Here is a 15,075-nt window from a genome sequence, read left to right as displayed (position 1 = left end):
CGGGGCAGCGAGTCAGTACGCGCCCTCACTGTAGATCAGCTCATAGCTGTGGCTATAGATTTCCAGAATGTTGCCGAACGGATCTTCCATATAGATCATGCGGTAGGGCTTTTCGCCCGGATAGTAGTAGCGTGGTTTCTCCATGCGTCGTTTGCCACCAGCGTCCACGATGCGTTCTGCGAGCTCTTCTACGTTCGGATCTTGTACGCAGAAGTGGAAAATGCCGGTCTTCCAATACTCAAAGTTATCTTCAGGATTGGTTTGATTTCTGAACTGAAATAGCTCAACACCAATTCGATCGCCGGTAGACAGGTGGGCGATCCGGAAACTTCCCCAGCCTTTGCCGAACACTTCCGTACACATCTCGCCAATGGCACTGTCGTCTTCTTCGATCTCGGTCGGTTTCATAATCAGGTACCAGCCCAGAACGTCCGTGTAGAACTTAACGGCCTGCTCAAGATCCGGTACGGATATCCCGATGTGTGAAAAGTTTCTTGGGTAAACGTTGCTCATTGCTTGTGCTCCTATTGTGAACTTGAGAATAGGTTACATAGCCTTCTTGATAACGTAAAATTATCCTTTGTCATTATTTTGATTAGGGTTTGTGATGATTAACGTTCATTGGTTGCGCAGTTTTTGCACGCTCGCCGAGGAGGGACATTTCACTCGCACGGCGGAGCGTCTCCATATGACCCAGTCAGGGGTGAGTCAGCACGTGCGCAAATTAGAGGAGCAGCTCGGCACAGAATTGCTGTTGCGGCAAGGCAAGCAGTTTTCGCTGTCGGGTGCCGGTGAACGGCTATATAAAGAAGCTCAGAGTGTTCTTCTCGCTTTGTCGAATTTGGAACAAGTAGCCGCCGAGGATCCACCTTACGAGGGCAGCATCCGGATTATGTCGCCGGGTAGCGTAGGGCTTAAGGTATATCCTCAACTGCTGACTTTGCAGCAGAAACACCCGAAGCTCATCATCGATTACCGGTTTGCGCCTAACACCGATGTGGAACACGCAATCGCAGGTTCTGATGTAGATATCGGGTTCATGACCGCAAAATCCACACTGCCCGAGGTCGATTGTACGCCCGTTGCTGAGGAGTCCCTGCTTTTGGTCACGCCTGCAGCCACTGAACACCCGGAGTGGGAAACGTTGATGGCGCTTGGTTTTATCGACCATCCGGATGGCAGTCATCACGCTAACCTGCTACTTGGCGCGAACTACCGCGAATTTCAGCACAGTAACTTGTTCACGAAGAAGGGGTTTTCAAATCAGATTGGTTTGATCCTCGAGCCGGTGAGCCGAGGGTTGGGTTTTACCGTGTTGCCGGCTCATGCGGTTGAGGCTTTCCCGAGGCAGGATCTCATCAAGGTCCATCAACTGGCCCAGCCGGTGAGGGAGACGCTTTATCTTTGCTCCCTTCGCCACAGACCACTCCAAAAAAGAATGGAAACGGTCATAGCCGAAGCCAAGCGGTGGCTATAAACTGAATCTAAGTTCGGTGAATGGGCGCGAGAAAATGATGCGTGTAGAGATTTGATGCCATGGACGCACAGAGCGCGTGGCATGAACGGGGACCGGAGAGCGCGATTGACGCTCTGGAAGCCAATACACACGGCCTGTCATCCGAAGAGGTGGCAAAGCGCTTTCGTCTATACGGGCCAAATCGGCTTCCGGAAGCAGCGAAACGAAGCCTGCTAATTCGCTTTTCGTCCCACTTCAACAATATCCTCATTTACGTTTTGCTCGGAGCCGCTGCGATTACCGCAGCTTTGGGGCACCTGGCCGATACACTGGTAATACTGGCGGTTGTGGTTGCCAATGCGGGGATCGGTTTTTTTCAGGAGGGCAAGGCGGAAAAAGCGATGGGTGCCCTTCGCCGGATGTTGGCCTTGAAGGCATCGGTGCTGCGCGAAGGCGTTCGCTGCTCGGTGGAAGGCGAAGCGCTGGTACCCGGTGATATTGTTTTGTTGGAAGCTGGCGACAAGGTGCCCGCCGACCTGCGCCTCTTGGACGTGAACGCACTTCAAATTCAGGAATCGATTCTCACCGGAGAGTCTGTCCCGGTTGAAAAATGCATCCAGGCCGTTAGTGCTGCCGCGCCCCTTGGAGACAGAACCTGTATGGCGTACAGCGGGACGCTCGTCACCAGTGGTTTGGGGCAGGGAGTGGTGGTCGCCACGGGCTCGAATACCGAAATCGGTCGTATCAGTGGTTTGCTGTCGTCGGTGGAGGTGCTGACAACCCCGTTGATTCGGCAAATGAACGTGTTTTCCCGCTGGCTCACAGCACTGATCGTGCTTGTTGCTGCAGCGCTTTTGATGTTCGGTTACTTCGTCCAGCATTTCGATTTCTCGGTCATGTTTATGGCTGTGGTCGGTCTTTTCGTCGCCGCCATTCCTGAAGGTTTGCCCGCGGTTTTGACCATCGCACTGGCGGTTGGAGTTCAGGCAATGGCGCGGCGTAATGCGATTGTTCGTCGCTTGCCGGTTATTGAGACGTTGGGGTCGATATCGGTCATCTGTACCGATAAGACCGGCACCTTGACTCGAAATGAGATGATGGTCGCTTCGGTGGTAACAAGCTCGGAGGTTTTCTCGCTCGAGGGCGTTGGGTATGAGCCCAAGGGGAATATCAAACTTAACGATGTCTCCGTAAACGCTCAGGAACATGAGGCCTTGTGCGAGCTTGGACGTGTATCAGCGCTGTGTAACGACGCGTCGCTGCAACACAGAGACGGTACCTGGGTGGTAGAGGGCGATCCCATGGAAGGCGCTTTGCTGGCGCTGTCTGGCAAGATTGGCATCGATTTCCATAAGAAGTTTTCTGGCTGGACCCGCACCGATGTGATTCCCTTTGATGCCAAGCACCGTTTCATGGCCACGCTTGAACACAACCATGACAATCGGGCCTATGTCTCCGTGAAGGGCGCGCCTGAACAGATATTGTCGATGTGTAGCCAGCAGCGCAAGGTTGGCGGTAGTGCGGAGCCACTCGATGCAACCTATTGGGATACGATGGCCGGGGAAATCGCGGCTCTGGGGCAGCGGGTGCTGGCGTTTGCCGTACAACCGGTGGCGCCGGAACACACGGTTCTGGAATTTTCAGACGTAAAGCAGGGGCTGACGCTGATTGGATTGGTGGGACTGATTGACCCGCCGCGCCCCGAGGCCGTGTCTGCCATTGCAGAGAGTCAGGGTGCAGGCATCCGCGTGAAGATGGTCACCGGGGACCACAAGGGAACAGCCGCCGCTATCGGAAAGCAAGTCGGATTGCAGAATCCCGATAGGGTGTTAACCGGGCGCGAGCTTGATGGCATGGATGAGCGCGCGCTCGCCGAGGCCGTTCTGGATGTGGATGTATTTGCCCGCACCAGCCCGGAGCACAAGTTACGTTTGGTGATGGCCTTGCAATCACAGGGTATGACCGTTGCCATGACTGGGGATGGCGTGAATGACGCCCCTGCGCTCAAGCGCGCGGATGCGGGTATCGCAATGGGCCTAAAAGGCAGTGAGGCAGCCAAAGAAGCGTCTGAGTTCGTTCTGGCGGATGACAATTTCGCGACCATCGTGGCCGCAGTCAGGGAAGGGCGAACGGTTTACGATAATATCAAAAAGGTTATAAGTTGGACCTTACCGACCAATGCCGGGGAGGCCATGACCATTGTTGTGGCATTGCTGTTTGGGATGACGCTCCCGATTACTCCGATACAGATTCTTTGGATCAACCTGATTACCTCGGTCACGCTTGGTATGGCGCTTGCGTTCGAGCCGTGCGAAGCCAACAGTATGCGCCGGCCACCGCGCTCCAGAAACGAGGCGCTACTGACGGGGGAGCTTGCGTGGCATATTGTGTTTGTGTCAGCCCTGTTTCTGGGGGGCGTGTTTGGCATGTATGCCTACGCAATGGATCAGGGCTATTCCGTTGAATTAGCGCGTACCGTCGCGCTCAATACGCTGGTAGTGATGGAGGTGTTCCATCTGTTTTTCATCCGCAATATTTTCGGCACTTCGCTGACCTGGAAAGCTATCAGAGGAACGAAGGTGGTCTGGGCGACAGTGATCGTTGTCACTCTTGCCCAATTCGCCATTACGTATCTGCCACCTCTGCAATCGTTGTTTGAAACTGTCGCGGTTCCTTTTCGGGACGGTGTCATTATTGTATGTGTGGGCATCATGCTTTTGGCTGTCATTGAAACGGAGAAACAACTTCGGCTGCGCTTACGGAGATTTAACATATAACAACACCCGGTATGTTAGCCTCGGTCATGACCCTTCTTCTTTGCGGTAGCCCCCGAATGAACCGATCGATTCTCTTCGGTATTTGCTCGTCCATTCTTGGTTTGATCGGCCTTATTTTCTTGTTCACTGCGAGTTCGAACCTGCCTGTGCATCAGTGGCCCGTTGAGGCATTCCAAGGTTTGGTATTTACGCTAGTGTGGGCGGTTGGCGTTCCCGAAAGTCTGGCCTATCCTGCCGCGGCTCTCAGTGTGTTGGCTGTGCTTGCTGTGTTGTTTGTTGTGGGGAAGAAGGCTTCGGGATGGTGGGGTTAAATCTTGCACACTTTCTGGTGAAAATTCATGAAAAAAGTAATGCAGAACGCGACACGGCGCATTGCGGCAGTTCAGCTTGAAGCGGAACTTGGCGATGTGTCTGTGAATCTGGAGCGCGTTGAACAGCTTGCCAAAGAGGCCTTGACGGCAGGGGCTGACGTAGTGGCGCTTCCTGAATTCTTTACATCGCGTATCGCTTTTGACCAGCGTGTGCACGATGCCGTTTTGCCTCCTGACAATGAGGCGGTAGATTTGCTCGTGAGTCTGGCGAAGCAGTATGGCTGCTGGATTGGTGGTTCCATGTTGATTGCTGAGGACGAGGAAATATATAACCGTTATTACTTCGTCGAGCCTGATGGGCAGATGCATACTCATGATAAAGATTTGCCCACCATGTGGGAGAACGCATTCTATGGCCCTGGTAAGGATGACGGTGTATTTCAAACAGCTTTGGGTGGTGTAGGTGCGGCAGTCTGTTGGGAATTGATTCGACATCAAACCGCCAAACGCTTGAAGGACCGGGTTGGTTTAGTCATGAGTGGCACTCACTGGTGGACCCTGCCAGCGAATTGGGGCAGGCTGGTAAACCGTGGACTGGCGGCGTTAGGGCAGTATAACCGGTACCTGTCGGAGCAAGCCCCAAGCGAGTTGGCCAGGCGTATTGGAGCCCCGGTTGTTCAGGCCTCCCACTGTGGGGCGTTTTCGGGTGGGTTCATGCTGGCCCCAGGCTTTTCAGCTTCGGTGCCTTATGAGACGCATTATGTCGGGTGTACCCAGATCGTCGATGGGCGGGGTCAGGTTCTGGCCCAGCGCAGGACAAGCGAGGGGCCTGGCATTGTTGTGTCGGATGTGGATGTCGGTTCCGTGCCCGAAACAGAGGAAATTGCGGATCGATTCTGGCTTCCTGATCATGCTTTGCTAATGAAAGCGTATTGGCACCAGCAGAATCTCTGTGGGAAAAGCTATTATCGAAGGCACGGAAGAGCTGCCGGGTTGCTTGCAGCTCAGCGTTACGAGCAGCGCCATAGCCATAAATAGTAGTTGCTGTGCCGCTGCGGTCTGATTATCGAAAATGGAGTTCTGAATGAAGTTTTTTGTTTCAGTTGCGTTGTCATCGGTGTTTTTGCTCTCAGCCTGTTCAGGTTTTCAGCAAGGTGATGCGTTCGCCAAGAGATACGAGTGTGAGAGCGGCGAAAGGGTAGCGGTTAACTATGAGGCTCCAGACTCCGCCGCCGTCTACTACCAGGGGACTCGCTACGATATGGACATCGCAGCCTCTGCCAGTGGCGCGCGATACGTTGGTGGCGGCGTAGAGTGGTGGGTGAAGGGCTCCGGTCCAGACTCTGAAGGTCTTTTGCTTAAGCATCGGGCGGGCGGAAGCTCTGGCGATATTATCGAGAGCTGCAGCGCGCTTTAACGCCCCTTAAAGAGTGAGCCTAACAGCCCTCTCAAAAAACCTCGCGTCATTTCACGGCCCATAGTGCGGGCAATGCTTTTCGCCAGGGTTTCGAATACGCTCTGGCGGGATGAGCGTCGCTTGGGTGCCGGCTTTTTGCTTGCCTTCGCTGGTGCTTCGTAGACTCTTTCTTTAGCAACGGAGGCTTGCTCGGCTTCCTTCGCTGCCTCTTCAGCGCGCCTTTGCAGCTTTTCGAACGCAGAATCCCGATCAATCACTTCATTGTAGCGTGCGCCAAATTCACTCGTATCGAGGATGGTTTTTCGCTCTTTGGCTGTCGCTGGTCCCAGACGAGAAGAGGGCGGACGGATCAGTGTTTGATCCACCATTGAGGGTGTGCCTTTGTCGTCAAGGGTAGACACAAGTGCTTCGCCAACGCCCAGTTCAGTAATGACTTTCTCAGTGTCCAGATTCGGGTTTTTCCGGAAGGTGGAGGCGGCGGCTCGAACGGCCTTTTGGTCGCGTGAGGTAAACGCCCGCAATGCGTGCTGCACCCGATTGCCGAGTTGCCCCAGTATTTTGTCGGGGATGTCGGTGGGATTCTGGGAAACAAAATAGACGCCAACGCCTTTGGAGCGTATCAGGCGGACCACCTGTTCGACTTTCTGTAGTAATGCCTTGGGGGCATCGTTAAACAGCAGGTGGGCTTCATCGAAAAAGAATATTAGCTTCGGTTTGTCGGGGTCTCCGACTTCGGGCAACTCTTCGAACAGTTCTGCCAGCAGCCAGAGCAGGATGGTGGCATACAGTCTTGGCCGTTCAATCAATTGATTGGCCACCAACAAATTGATGTGTCCGCGCCCGGCCGAATCGCAACGCATCAGATCAGCCAGCTCCAGTGCGGGCTCCCCAAAAAAAAGATCGCCGCCTTGTTGTTCAAGTTGTAACAAGCGACGTTGTATCGCGCCGACGGAGGCTTTGCTGACGTTCCCGTAGAGCGCAGAAAGCTCCTTGGATTGTTCCGCCACAAACGCCATCAGCGCCCGAAGATCTTTCAGGTCCAGCAAGGCCATGCCGTGATCATCGGCCAGTTTGAAGGCAATATTGATGACGCCTTCCTGAGTGTCGTTAAGTTCGAGCAGGCGTGACAGCAGCAAGGGCCCCATATCGGAAATAGTCGCTCGCATGGGGTGGCCCTGTTTGCCCAAAACATCCCAGAATACTGTCGGGAAACCTTCGAAGGTGTAGGGTTCAAGCCCCACCTGTTCCGCGCGTTTGGTTAGGAACGGTTTGGTGGTTCCCGCTTGAGAAATGCCGGATAGGTCGCCTTTCACATCTGCCATAAACACCGGCACGCCTTGAGCAGAGAAGCCTTCGGCAAGAATCTGTAAGGTCACTGTTTTGCCTGTGCCGGTGGCGCCAGCAATCAGGCCGTGACGATTGGCGCGACGCAGCAGTAGGCGTTGAGTGTGGTTGCCTTTGCCGATGAAAACGGAATCCTCAGACACGGGCTGTACCTCTGGTTTTTGTTATACGTATAACCGGTGGTGCAAGATTGTCAGTATGGTTTATAACCGCCGTAATGGGTAATGCACAGATTATGGCGAGTCTTGTCGGTTGCTGTTACGGTGAATGCATCTTTATCAATTGCAGGAGTTTTTGATGAGCGATCCTACCTACACCCCGCCAAAAGTGTGGAAGTGGCACCAGGAAGGTGAAAGTAAGTTTTCGAATATTAACCGTCCGGTTGCCGGCCCCACCCATGACAAAGAATTGCCCGTGGGGGAGCATCCTTTTCAGCTGTATTCTCTGGCGACCCCGAACGGGGTGAAAGCAACCATCATGTTCGAGGAGTTGCTTGAGCTGGGAATACAGGAAGCCGAATACGATGCGTGGATCATCAACATCATGGAGGGCGATCAGTTCAGTAGTGGTTTCGTGGGCGTGAATCCAAACTCCAAAATTCCGGCGTTGATGGACCGCAGTGCTGACCCGGCCGTTCGGGTCTTTGAATCTGGCTCTATTTTGTTGTATCTGGCCGAGAAGTTCGGACGCTTCTTGTCGAAAGATCCTGCCCAGCGAGCCGAAACTCTCAATTGGCTGTTCTGGCAGATGGGCAGCGCACCGTTCCTGGGTGGCGGTTTTGGCCACTTCTATGCGTATGCTCCGGAAAAGTATGAGTACCCCATCAACCGTTACACGATGGAGGTGAAGCGGCAGTTGGACGTATTGGATCGTCAGCTGGCGGACAATCGTTATATTGCTGGCGATGAATACAGTATTGCCGACATGGCGATCTGGCCATGGTATGGCGCACTGGTGAAAAACATGGTGTACGAAGCGGCTGAATTTCTGGAAGCCCACACTTACACCAATGTTGTGCGTTGGGCGGAAGAAGTGGCGAAGCGCCCCGCGGTAAGGCGGGGGCGGATGGTCAATAAGGCTTGGGGCGATTTGTCGTCTCAGCTGCATGAGCGCCACGACGCCAGCGATTTCGAACACCGAACTCAAGATAAGCTTGAGTCCGGTGAATAACGAAAGCAGCTAACCGCGCTCTTAGAAGCCTTTGGCAGAAGACGTGCTGCGCCGGGCATCCGCGCCGCCATAGAGCGTGCCGTCTTCGCCAATCATGATGCTTTGAATGGCGCCCATGGCGGTGTTGGTTGTCACCGTGTGGCCTTTGGCTTCAAGTAGGCTGATGGTGTCCGGACTGATGCCTTGCTCGATACGGATTTCATCCGGAAACCACTGGTGATGAATGCGCGGTGCGTTCACGGCGGTCTGGATATTCATCTTGTGATCGATCACGTTCATCAGCACTTGCAGGGTTGTGGTGATGATCCGAGAACCGCCGGGGCTGCCGGTCACCAAATGGTTCTTGTTGCCTTTGCGAACGATGGTGGGCGACATGGAACTGAGCATGCGTTTCCCCGGTTCCACCTTATTGGCTTCACCGCCGATCAGACCGTAGGCATTCGGCACGCCTGGTTTGGCGCTGAAATCATCCATTTCGTTGTTTAGCAGAAATCCCGCACCCGCTACGGTAATGCCGGAGCCGTAACTGAAGTTAATGGTGTAGGTGTTCGATACGGCGTTGCCCCACCGGTCCACAACCGAAAAGTGTGTGGTTTCCGGGCTTTCCCAGTCCGCAGGCTTACCATGCCCGATGTCGCTGGAAGGCCGGGCTTTGTCCGGTGAGATGGTTTTTCGCAGTTCCGAAGCGTATTCCTTGCTGGTGAGCCCTTTAAGAGGGACGTCAACGAAATCGGTGTCGCCAAGGTATTGGGCCCGGTCTGCATAGGCCAGTTTCATGGCTTCGGCCATGTGATGAATGGTGGCCGCGGAATTGTGGCCCATGTCACCGATCGGAAAATCTTCCAGAATGTTCAGAATCTGCACAATGTGGGTGCCGCCGGAGGAGGGTGGCGACATCGAGAAGATATCGTACCCGCGGTAGGTGCCGTGTACGGGCTGGCGGATGGCTGGTCGGTAGTTTTTCAGGTCTTCAAGCGTGATCAGGCCCTCGTTGCGTTCCATTTCTTCAACGATCAGACGCGCCGTTTCGCCCTCATAAAAGCCTTTGATGCCCTGATCGGCAATGCGCTGCAGGGTGGCCGCCAGCTCGGGTTGTTTGAACCGGTCGCCGGGTTGGGGCGCTGAACCATCGTCTTTGTAAAAAGTGGCTTTTGTGGCCGGCCAGCGTTTCAGCCGGTTGCCGGCTCGCTCCAGGCCAATCGTGAATCGATGTGGCACGATAAATCCGTCTTTCGCCAAGCGAATGGCTGGCGCCAGTGCTTCACTCAGTGAAATTGTGCCATGGCGTTCCAACGCGAGCGCCAGACCCGCGACCGTGCCGGGTACGCCCGCTGCAAGATGGCTGAAACGACTGCGCTCTTTCACCACGTTACCGTCGCTGTCCTGAAACATGGTTTCTGTCGCCGCGGCGGGCGCGGTTTCCCGATAATCAATGGCTTCCGGGGCTTTGCCGTCTCCGGGTGAGTACAGCAAGAATCCGCCACCGCCGATATTGCCGGATCGCGGTTGGGTGACGGCAAGCGCAAAACCGGCGGTGACTGCCGCGTCCACGGCATTGCCGCCATTTTTCAAAACCTCAAGCGCCACGTCGGTTGCAAGGGTATGGCTGGTGGCCACCATACCCTGCTTGCCCTGGTTAGGGTGAAATCGCTCGCCTTCGAGAATCGCCTGATTGCTGGCGAACGATGAAAATGACAGCAAACTGAGCACAATGGATGCTGTCAGGCTCCACAGGAGCCTGGAGCGGAGTTTGATGTTGAGGCTGGGGTAAGTGTCGTGCATGGGGAATCCTCGTTTCTGGCGGTCATATACGCTATCATAGCTGGTCATTTTTATAGGTGCGTGTTGATAGTTCCTCGTGCGTCATCGCTGGTGGTTTTCTAACGCATTCGCTTTCCCCGGATTCTAGTTAAGGAATGGCTTAATGGAGCATACCTATCGTCTTGTTATTTCCTGTCCGGACAGGACGGGAATTGTTGCCAAGGTGAGTAATTTTCTGTCCACCTATAACGGCTGGATTACCGAGGCGAGTCATCACTCAGACACTCAGTCTGGCTGGTTCTTCATGAGACATCAGATTAAAGCCGAATCAATTCCGTTCGGCCTGGATCAATTCCGCGCCGCGTTTGAGCCGATTGCCCGTGAGTTCAATATGCGTTGGCACATTGCCGATTCGGCGCGTCCGAAGCGTGTGGTGCTGATGTGCAGTAAAGAGTCCCATTGTTTGGCGGACCTGCTTCATCGCTGGCACAGCAAAGAGTTGAACGCCGAAATGGCGGCTGTTATCTCTAACCACGACGATTTGCGGCGCATGGTGGAATGGCACGATATTCCTTATCACCACGTCCCGGTGAGCAAAGAGAATAAGGCCGAGGCGTTCGAGCACATCGAAGAGCTGCTCGATAAGTATGAAGCCGATGTGGTCGTGCTCGCACGATACATGCAAATACTGCCAGCCGATTTGTGTGAAAAATACGCCGGCAAGGTGATTAACATCCACCATAGCTTCTTGCCGTCTTTCGCTGGAGCGCGCCCTTACCACCAGGCGTACAGCCGCGGTGTGAAACTGATCGGAGCGACCTGCCATTACGTGACTCAGGATCTGGATGAAGGCCCGATCATTGAGCAAGACGTGATTCGTATCAGCCACAGAGATTCGATTGAAGACATGGTCCGCCTGGGTAAGGACGTTGAAAAGAACGTTTTGGCGCGGGGGCTTCGCTCTCATATTGAAGATCGCGTGATTACCTTCGAAAACAAGACGGTAGTGTTTGATTAACCCGTTGCTGCTGCCCCGGCCCAGTCAGGTCTGTGGTATGCTGAGCGGCTTGTTGAAGAATAAAGACGGAGCCGGGACACGGCTCCGAGACGACTTCCAGATAACGCAAAGGAACCTTTCTCGATGGGTGATTTAGCCAAAGAGATCCTGCCGGTCAATATTGAAGACGAGTTGAAACAGTCCTACCTCGATTACGCCATGAGTGTAATTGTAGGTCGAGCATTGCCGGATGTAAGGGATGGCCTCAAGCCTGTGCATCGTAGGGTGCTGTTCGCCATGTCCGAATTGGGCAATGACTGGAACAAGGCGTACAAGAAATCTGCCCGTGTGGTAGGTGATGTGATCGGTAAGTATCACCCACACGGTGACTCTGCTGTCTACGACACCATTGTTCGTATGGCGCAGCCGTTCTCGCTCCGGTACCCGCTGGTGGATGGTCAGGGTAACTTCGGTTCCATTGACGGCGACAACGCGGCCGCCATGCGTTACACCGAAATCCGCATGGAAAAGGTGGCGCATTCACTGTTGGCGGATCTCGAGAAAGAAACGGTCGATTTCGTTGATAACTACGACGGTTCTGAGCGTATCCCGGAAGTAATGCCAACCCGAGTGCCGAACCTGCTGGTGAACGGCTCTTCCGGTATTGCTGTGGGTATGGCAACTAATATCCCGCCACACAACTTGAGTGAAGTGGTCAATGGCTGTCTGGCCTTGATTGAAAACCCGGATCTGACCGTCGATGAGTTGATGGAGCACATCCCGGGCCCGGATTTCCCGACTCACGGCATTATCAATGGCCGTGCGGGCATTGTTGAAGCCTATCGCACGGGCCGCGGCCGAATTTACATTCGTGCCCGTCACGAAGTAGAGCACGATGCCAAGACCAAGCGTGATGCCATCATCATCACTGAGCTGCCTTATCAGCTAAATAAATCGCGTCTGATCGAGAAGATTGCGGAGCTGGTTAAAGAGAAGCGCCTTGAGGGCATCACCGAGTTGCGTGACGAGTCCAACAAGGAAGGTATCCGGGTTGTTATTGAGCTTCGCCGCGGCGAAAACCCGGAAGTCGTGGTGAACAACCTCTTTGCCCAGACTCAGCTCCAGACCGTGTTTGGTATCAACATGGTTGCTCTGATCAATGGCGAACCCAAGACACTGAACCTGAAAGAAATGCTGGATGCGTTCGTGCGCCATCGCCGCGAAGTGGTGACACGCCGGACCATCTTCGAGCTGCGTAAAGCCCGTGAGCGCGGTCATATTCTGGAAGGTTTGACGGTCGCTCTGGCCAACATCGACGAGATGATCGAATTGATCAAAGCCTCTCCGACTTCGGTTGAGGCGAAAGAGAAGTTGATGAGTCGTGGCTGGGCGCCTGGTGATGTATTGGCCATGCTGGAACGCGCCGGTCAGGACGCGTGCCGCCCAGATGACCTGCCAGAAATCTACGGTCTGCGTGACGGTCTGTATTACATGTCTCCTGAGCAGACTCAGGCGATTCTGGACATGCGTCTGCACCGTCTGACCGGTCTGGAAACCGAAAAGCTTCAGAACGAGTACAAAGAAATTCTGGAGAAGATCGCGGATCTGCTGGACATTCTTGGCGATCCTGAGCGTTTGATGTCGGTTATCCGTGAAGAGCTGGAAGCCGTTGTTGCCGAATTCGGTGACGAGCGCCGTACTGAAATCACCAGTTCACAGCGTGATTTGACCATTGCCGACCTGATTGATGAAGAAGACCTGGTGGTAACCATTTCTCACACCGGCTACGCCAAAACCCAGGCGGTAGAAGACTATCAGGCCCAGCGTCGTGGTGGCCGCGGCAAAGCCGCAACGGCGATGAAAGACGAAGACTTTATCGAGAAGCTCTTGGTGGCGAACTCCCACGACACCATTTTGTGCTTCTCCAACCGTGGCAAGGTGTACTGGCTGCGTGTGTTTGAGATTCCTCGTGGCAGCCGAGGCTCCCGTGGCCGCCCGATGGTGAATATTTTGCCGTTGGACGAGGATGAGCGGATTACCACGTTCCTGCCGGTACGAGACTATCCGGAAGACCAGTTTGTATTGATGGCGACCTCTGCGGGTGTCGTCAAGAAGACGCCTCTGCCGAACTTCTCCCGCCCACGTAGCAGCGGTTTGATTGCGCTGAATCTGGACGAAGGCGATACCCTGATTGGTGCCGCCATCACCAACGGCGATGCCGAAGTGATGCTGTTCTCCTCGGCAGGTAAAGCGGTGCGTTTCAACGAAGAGCAGGTTCGCCCGATGAGCCGGACCGCCCGTGGTGTTCGCGGTATCAAAATGCCGGAAGGTCATCAGGTGGTGTCGCTGATTATTCCTCAGGAAGGCGGCGTGTTGTTGACGGCCAGTGAGCACGGTTACGGTAAGCGGACCGCCATCGACGAGTTCCCGGCCTACAGCCGTGGCAGTCAGGGCGTTATTGCCATGCAGTGTTCTGAGCGTAACGGTAACCTGGTGACGGCGCTTCAGTTGTTCGAAGGCGACGAGATGATGCTGATCTCTGACAAGGGCACGCTGGTGCGTACCCGCACCGATGAGGTTTCTATTCTCAGCCGGAACACGCAGGGTGTGCGTTTGATTCGTTTGGCGCAGGAAGACGAGCGGCTAGTCGGTGTTGAGCGTATTGCGGAATCCGATGACGAGGATGAAGCCACCGCAAGCGTAGAAGGGAATACAGAGTCAGGTGCCGATGAAGGTGCCGCAGGCGAGGAAACTGAAGAATGAGTAGGGCGTTTAACTTCTGTGCCGGCCCGGCGACATTGCCGGAAGCCGTGCTGAAACAGGCAGAAACTGAGCTGTTGAATTGGCGCGGCACCGGTATGTCGGTGATGGAAATGAGCCATCGCAGTGACGAGTTTGTCTCCATTGCGGAAACCGCCGAGAAGGATCTGCGAGAACTGGCAGGCATTTCAGATGATTACGCCGTGTTGTTCATGCAAGGTGGCGCCTCCAGTCAGTTTGCCAGCATCCCGCTGAACTTGCTGGGTGAGAACGCTACTGCAGATTACGTAAGCACCGGTATCTGGTCCAAAAAAGCCATTGCGGAAGCCAAGCGCTTCGGCAATATCAATGTGGCGGCGAGCTCGGAAGACAGCGGGTTTACCACCATTCCGGATCAGTCCAGCTGGGCAACGTCTGCCGATGCGGCGTACCTGCATTACACGCCCAATGAAACCATTGGCGGCCTGGAATACGACTTCGTACCGGACAGTGGTTCCGTTCCTTTGGTGGCGGATATGTCCTCCACGATTCTGTCGCGTCCGCTGGATGTTTCGAAGTTCGGCCTGATTTACGCTGGTGCTCAGAAGAACATCGGCCCATCCGGCCTGGTTGTTGTGATTGTTCGGAAGGACCTGCTGGGTAAAGCCCGCAAAGAAACGCCGACAATGATGAATTACCAGGTCATCGCGGATAACGGTTCGATGTACAACACCCCGGCCACTTATTCCTGGTATCTGGCAGGATTGGTATTCAAGTGGCTGAAAGAACAGGGTGGTGTTCAGGCGATGGGTGAGATCAACGCCCGTAAAGCCAGCAAACTGTACGGCTTTATTGATGACAGTGACTTTTACGCCAACCCGATTGACCGGCGTTTCCGTTCCTGGATGAATATTCCGTTTACCTTGGGTGACGATGCCCTGAACGGTGAGTTCCTCAAGGGGGCAAATGCCCGCGGCTTGCTCAACCTTGCTGGTCATCGCTCCGTTGGCGGTATGCGTGCCAGTTTGTACAACGCCATGCCGGAAGCCGGCGTGGATGCGTTGATTGAGTACATGGCGGAATTCGAGAAGGAGCGGGGCTGA

The 15,075-nt window shown here is 54.5% G+C and carries 12 protein-coding genes; 9 read left to right on the top strand and 3 right to left on the bottom strand.

Features of this window, described 5'->3' with window-relative positions:
* Positions 1-12 precede the first annotated feature (12 nt).
* Entirely contained in the window at positions 13-513 is a 501-nt protein-coding gene (locus tag JAO79_RS11510; RefSeq protein ID WP_199007400.1) for a lactoylglutathione lyase family protein, read from the bottom strand.
* A gap of 94 nt (positions 514-607) precedes the next feature.
* Between JAO79_RS11510 and JAO79_RS11505 the strand changes: the two genes are divergently transcribed.
* From JAO79_RS11505 to JAO79_RS11485, 5 genes are read left to right on the top strand one after another with little or no spacing between them, the layout of a single operon-like run.
* Complete coding sequence (locus JAO79_RS11505; protein ID WP_199007399.1) at positions 608-1,477, top strand: LysR family transcriptional regulator; 870 nt, start codon at positions 608-610, stop codon at positions 1,475-1,477.
* A gap of 59 nt (positions 1,478-1,536) precedes the next feature.
* A complete protein-coding gene (locus JAO79_RS11500; RefSeq protein ID WP_199007398.1) occupies positions 1,537-4,233 on the top strand; it encodes a cation-transporting P-type ATPase in 2,697 nt (898 codons plus the stop codon).
* A 56-nt stretch (positions 4,234-4,289) separates the two neighbouring features.
* Entirely contained in the window at positions 4,290-4,544 is a 255-nt protein-coding gene (locus tag JAO79_RS11495) for a hypothetical protein (RefSeq protein ID WP_199007397.1), read from the top strand.
* A gap of 27 nt (positions 4,545-4,571) precedes the next feature.
* Positions 4,572-5,582, top strand: a complete 1,011-nt coding sequence (locus tag JAO79_RS11490) for a carbon-nitrogen hydrolase family protein (RefSeq protein WP_199007396.1) — start codon at positions 4,572-4,574, stop codon at positions 5,580-5,582.
* A 46-nt stretch (positions 5,583-5,628) separates the two neighbouring features.
* A complete protein-coding gene (locus JAO79_RS11485; protein WP_199007395.1) occupies positions 5,629-5,961 on the top strand; it encodes an MliC family protein in 333 nt (110 codons plus the stop codon).
* On the opposite strand, the gene JAO79_RS11480 is transcribed toward JAO79_RS11485, so the two are convergent.
* Positions 5,958-7,448 (bottom strand): helicase HerA-like domain-containing protein, encoded by a 1,491-nt coding sequence (locus JAO79_RS11480; protein WP_199007394.1) that lies wholly within the window; start codon positions 7,446-7,448, stop codon positions 5,958-5,960. The two genes, JAO79_RS11485 and JAO79_RS11480, sit on opposite strands and share 4 nt — an antisense overlap.
* A 154-nt stretch (positions 7,449-7,602) precedes the next feature.
* On the opposite strand from JAO79_RS11480, the gene yghU reads away from it, so the two are divergent.
* Entirely contained in the window at positions 7,603-8,475 is an 873-nt protein-coding gene (yghU, locus tag JAO79_RS11475) for a glutathione-dependent disulfide-bond oxidoreductase (RefSeq protein ID WP_199007393.1), read from the top strand.
* A 21-nt stretch (positions 8,476-8,496) separates the two neighbouring features.
* Here yghU and ggt read toward each other — a convergent pair whose 3' ends face one another.
* On the bottom strand, positions 8,497-10,257 hold the full coding sequence (ggt, locus tag JAO79_RS11470; protein WP_199007392.1) for a gamma-glutamyltransferase: 1,761 nt from the start codon (positions 10,255-10,257) through the stop codon (positions 8,497-8,499).
* 142 nt (positions 10,258-10,399) lie between these two features.
* On the opposite strand from ggt, the gene purU reads away from it, so the two are divergent.
* The 3 genes from purU (at position 10,400) to serC (ending at position 15,075) form a co-directional block, all read left to right on the top strand.
* Positions 10,400-11,254 carry a formyltetrahydrofolate deformylase gene (gene purU / locus JAO79_RS11465; RefSeq protein ID WP_199007391.1) on the top strand — a complete coding sequence of 285 codons (855 nt, stop codon included), beginning with the start codon at positions 10,400-10,402 and terminating at the stop codon, positions 11,252-11,254.
* A gap of 123 nt (positions 11,255-11,377) precedes the next feature.
* Positions 11,378-13,996 (top strand): DNA gyrase subunit A, encoded by a 2,619-nt coding sequence (gene gyrA / locus JAO79_RS11460; protein ID WP_199007390.1) that lies wholly within the window; start codon positions 11,378-11,380, stop codon positions 13,994-13,996.
* Complete coding sequence (gene serC, locus JAO79_RS11455; protein WP_199007389.1) at positions 13,993-15,075, top strand: 3-phosphoserine/phosphohydroxythreonine transaminase; 1,083 nt, start codon at positions 13,993-13,995, stop codon at positions 15,073-15,075. The genes gyrA and serC overlap by 4 nt, the downstream gene beginning before the upstream one ends.

This window comes from Marinobacter litoralis, assembly GCF_016427555.1.
In the GTDB taxonomy this organism is placed as follows: domain Bacteria; phylum Pseudomonadota; class Gammaproteobacteria; order Pseudomonadales; family Oleiphilaceae; genus Marinobacter; species Marinobacter litoralis_A.
Note: the sequence above shows the minus strand (reverse complement) of the source record. Positions and strands in the feature narration are given on the sequence as shown.

What these genes read in the sequence shown, in the direction of transcription:
- JAO79_RS11510 (WP_199007400.1), bottom strand. Translation starts at nt 513, where the DNA reads ATGAGCAACGTTTACCCAAGAAACTTTTCACACATCGGGATATCCGTA.
- JAO79_RS11505 (WP_199007399.1), top strand. Translation starts at nt 608, where the DNA reads ATGATTAACGTTCATTGGTTGCGCAGTTTTTGCACGCTCGCCGAGGAG.
- JAO79_RS11500 (WP_199007398.1), top strand. Translation starts at nt 1,537, where the DNA reads ATGGACGCACAGAGCGCGTGGCATGAACGGGGACCGGAGAGCGCGATT.
- JAO79_RS11495 (WP_199007397.1), top strand. Translation starts at nt 4,290, where the DNA reads ATGAACCGATCGATTCTCTTCGGTATTTGCTCGTCCATTCTTGGTTTG.
- JAO79_RS11490 (WP_199007396.1), top strand. Translation starts at nt 4,572, where the DNA reads ATGAAAAAAGTAATGCAGAACGCGACACGGCGCATTGCGGCAGTTCAG.
- JAO79_RS11485 (WP_199007395.1), top strand. Translation starts at nt 5,629, where the DNA reads ATGAAGTTTTTTGTTTCAGTTGCGTTGTCATCGGTGTTTTTGCTCTCA.
- yghU (WP_199007393.1), top strand. Translation starts at nt 7,603, where the DNA reads ATGAGCGATCCTACCTACACCCCGCCAAAAGTGTGGAAGTGGCACCAG.
- ggt (WP_199007392.1), bottom strand. Translation starts at nt 10,257, where the DNA reads ATGCACGACACTTACCCCAGCCTCAACATCAAACTCCGCTCCAGGCTC.
- purU (WP_199007391.1), top strand. Translation starts at nt 10,400, where the DNA reads ATGGAGCATACCTATCGTCTTGTTATTTCCTGTCCGGACAGGACGGGA.
- gyrA (WP_199007390.1), top strand. Translation starts at nt 11,378, where the DNA reads ATGGGTGATTTAGCCAAAGAGATCCTGCCGGTCAATATTGAAGACGAG.
- serC (WP_199007389.1), top strand. Translation starts at nt 13,993, where the DNA reads ATGAGTAGGGCGTTTAACTTCTGTGCCGGCCCGGCGACATTGCCGGAA.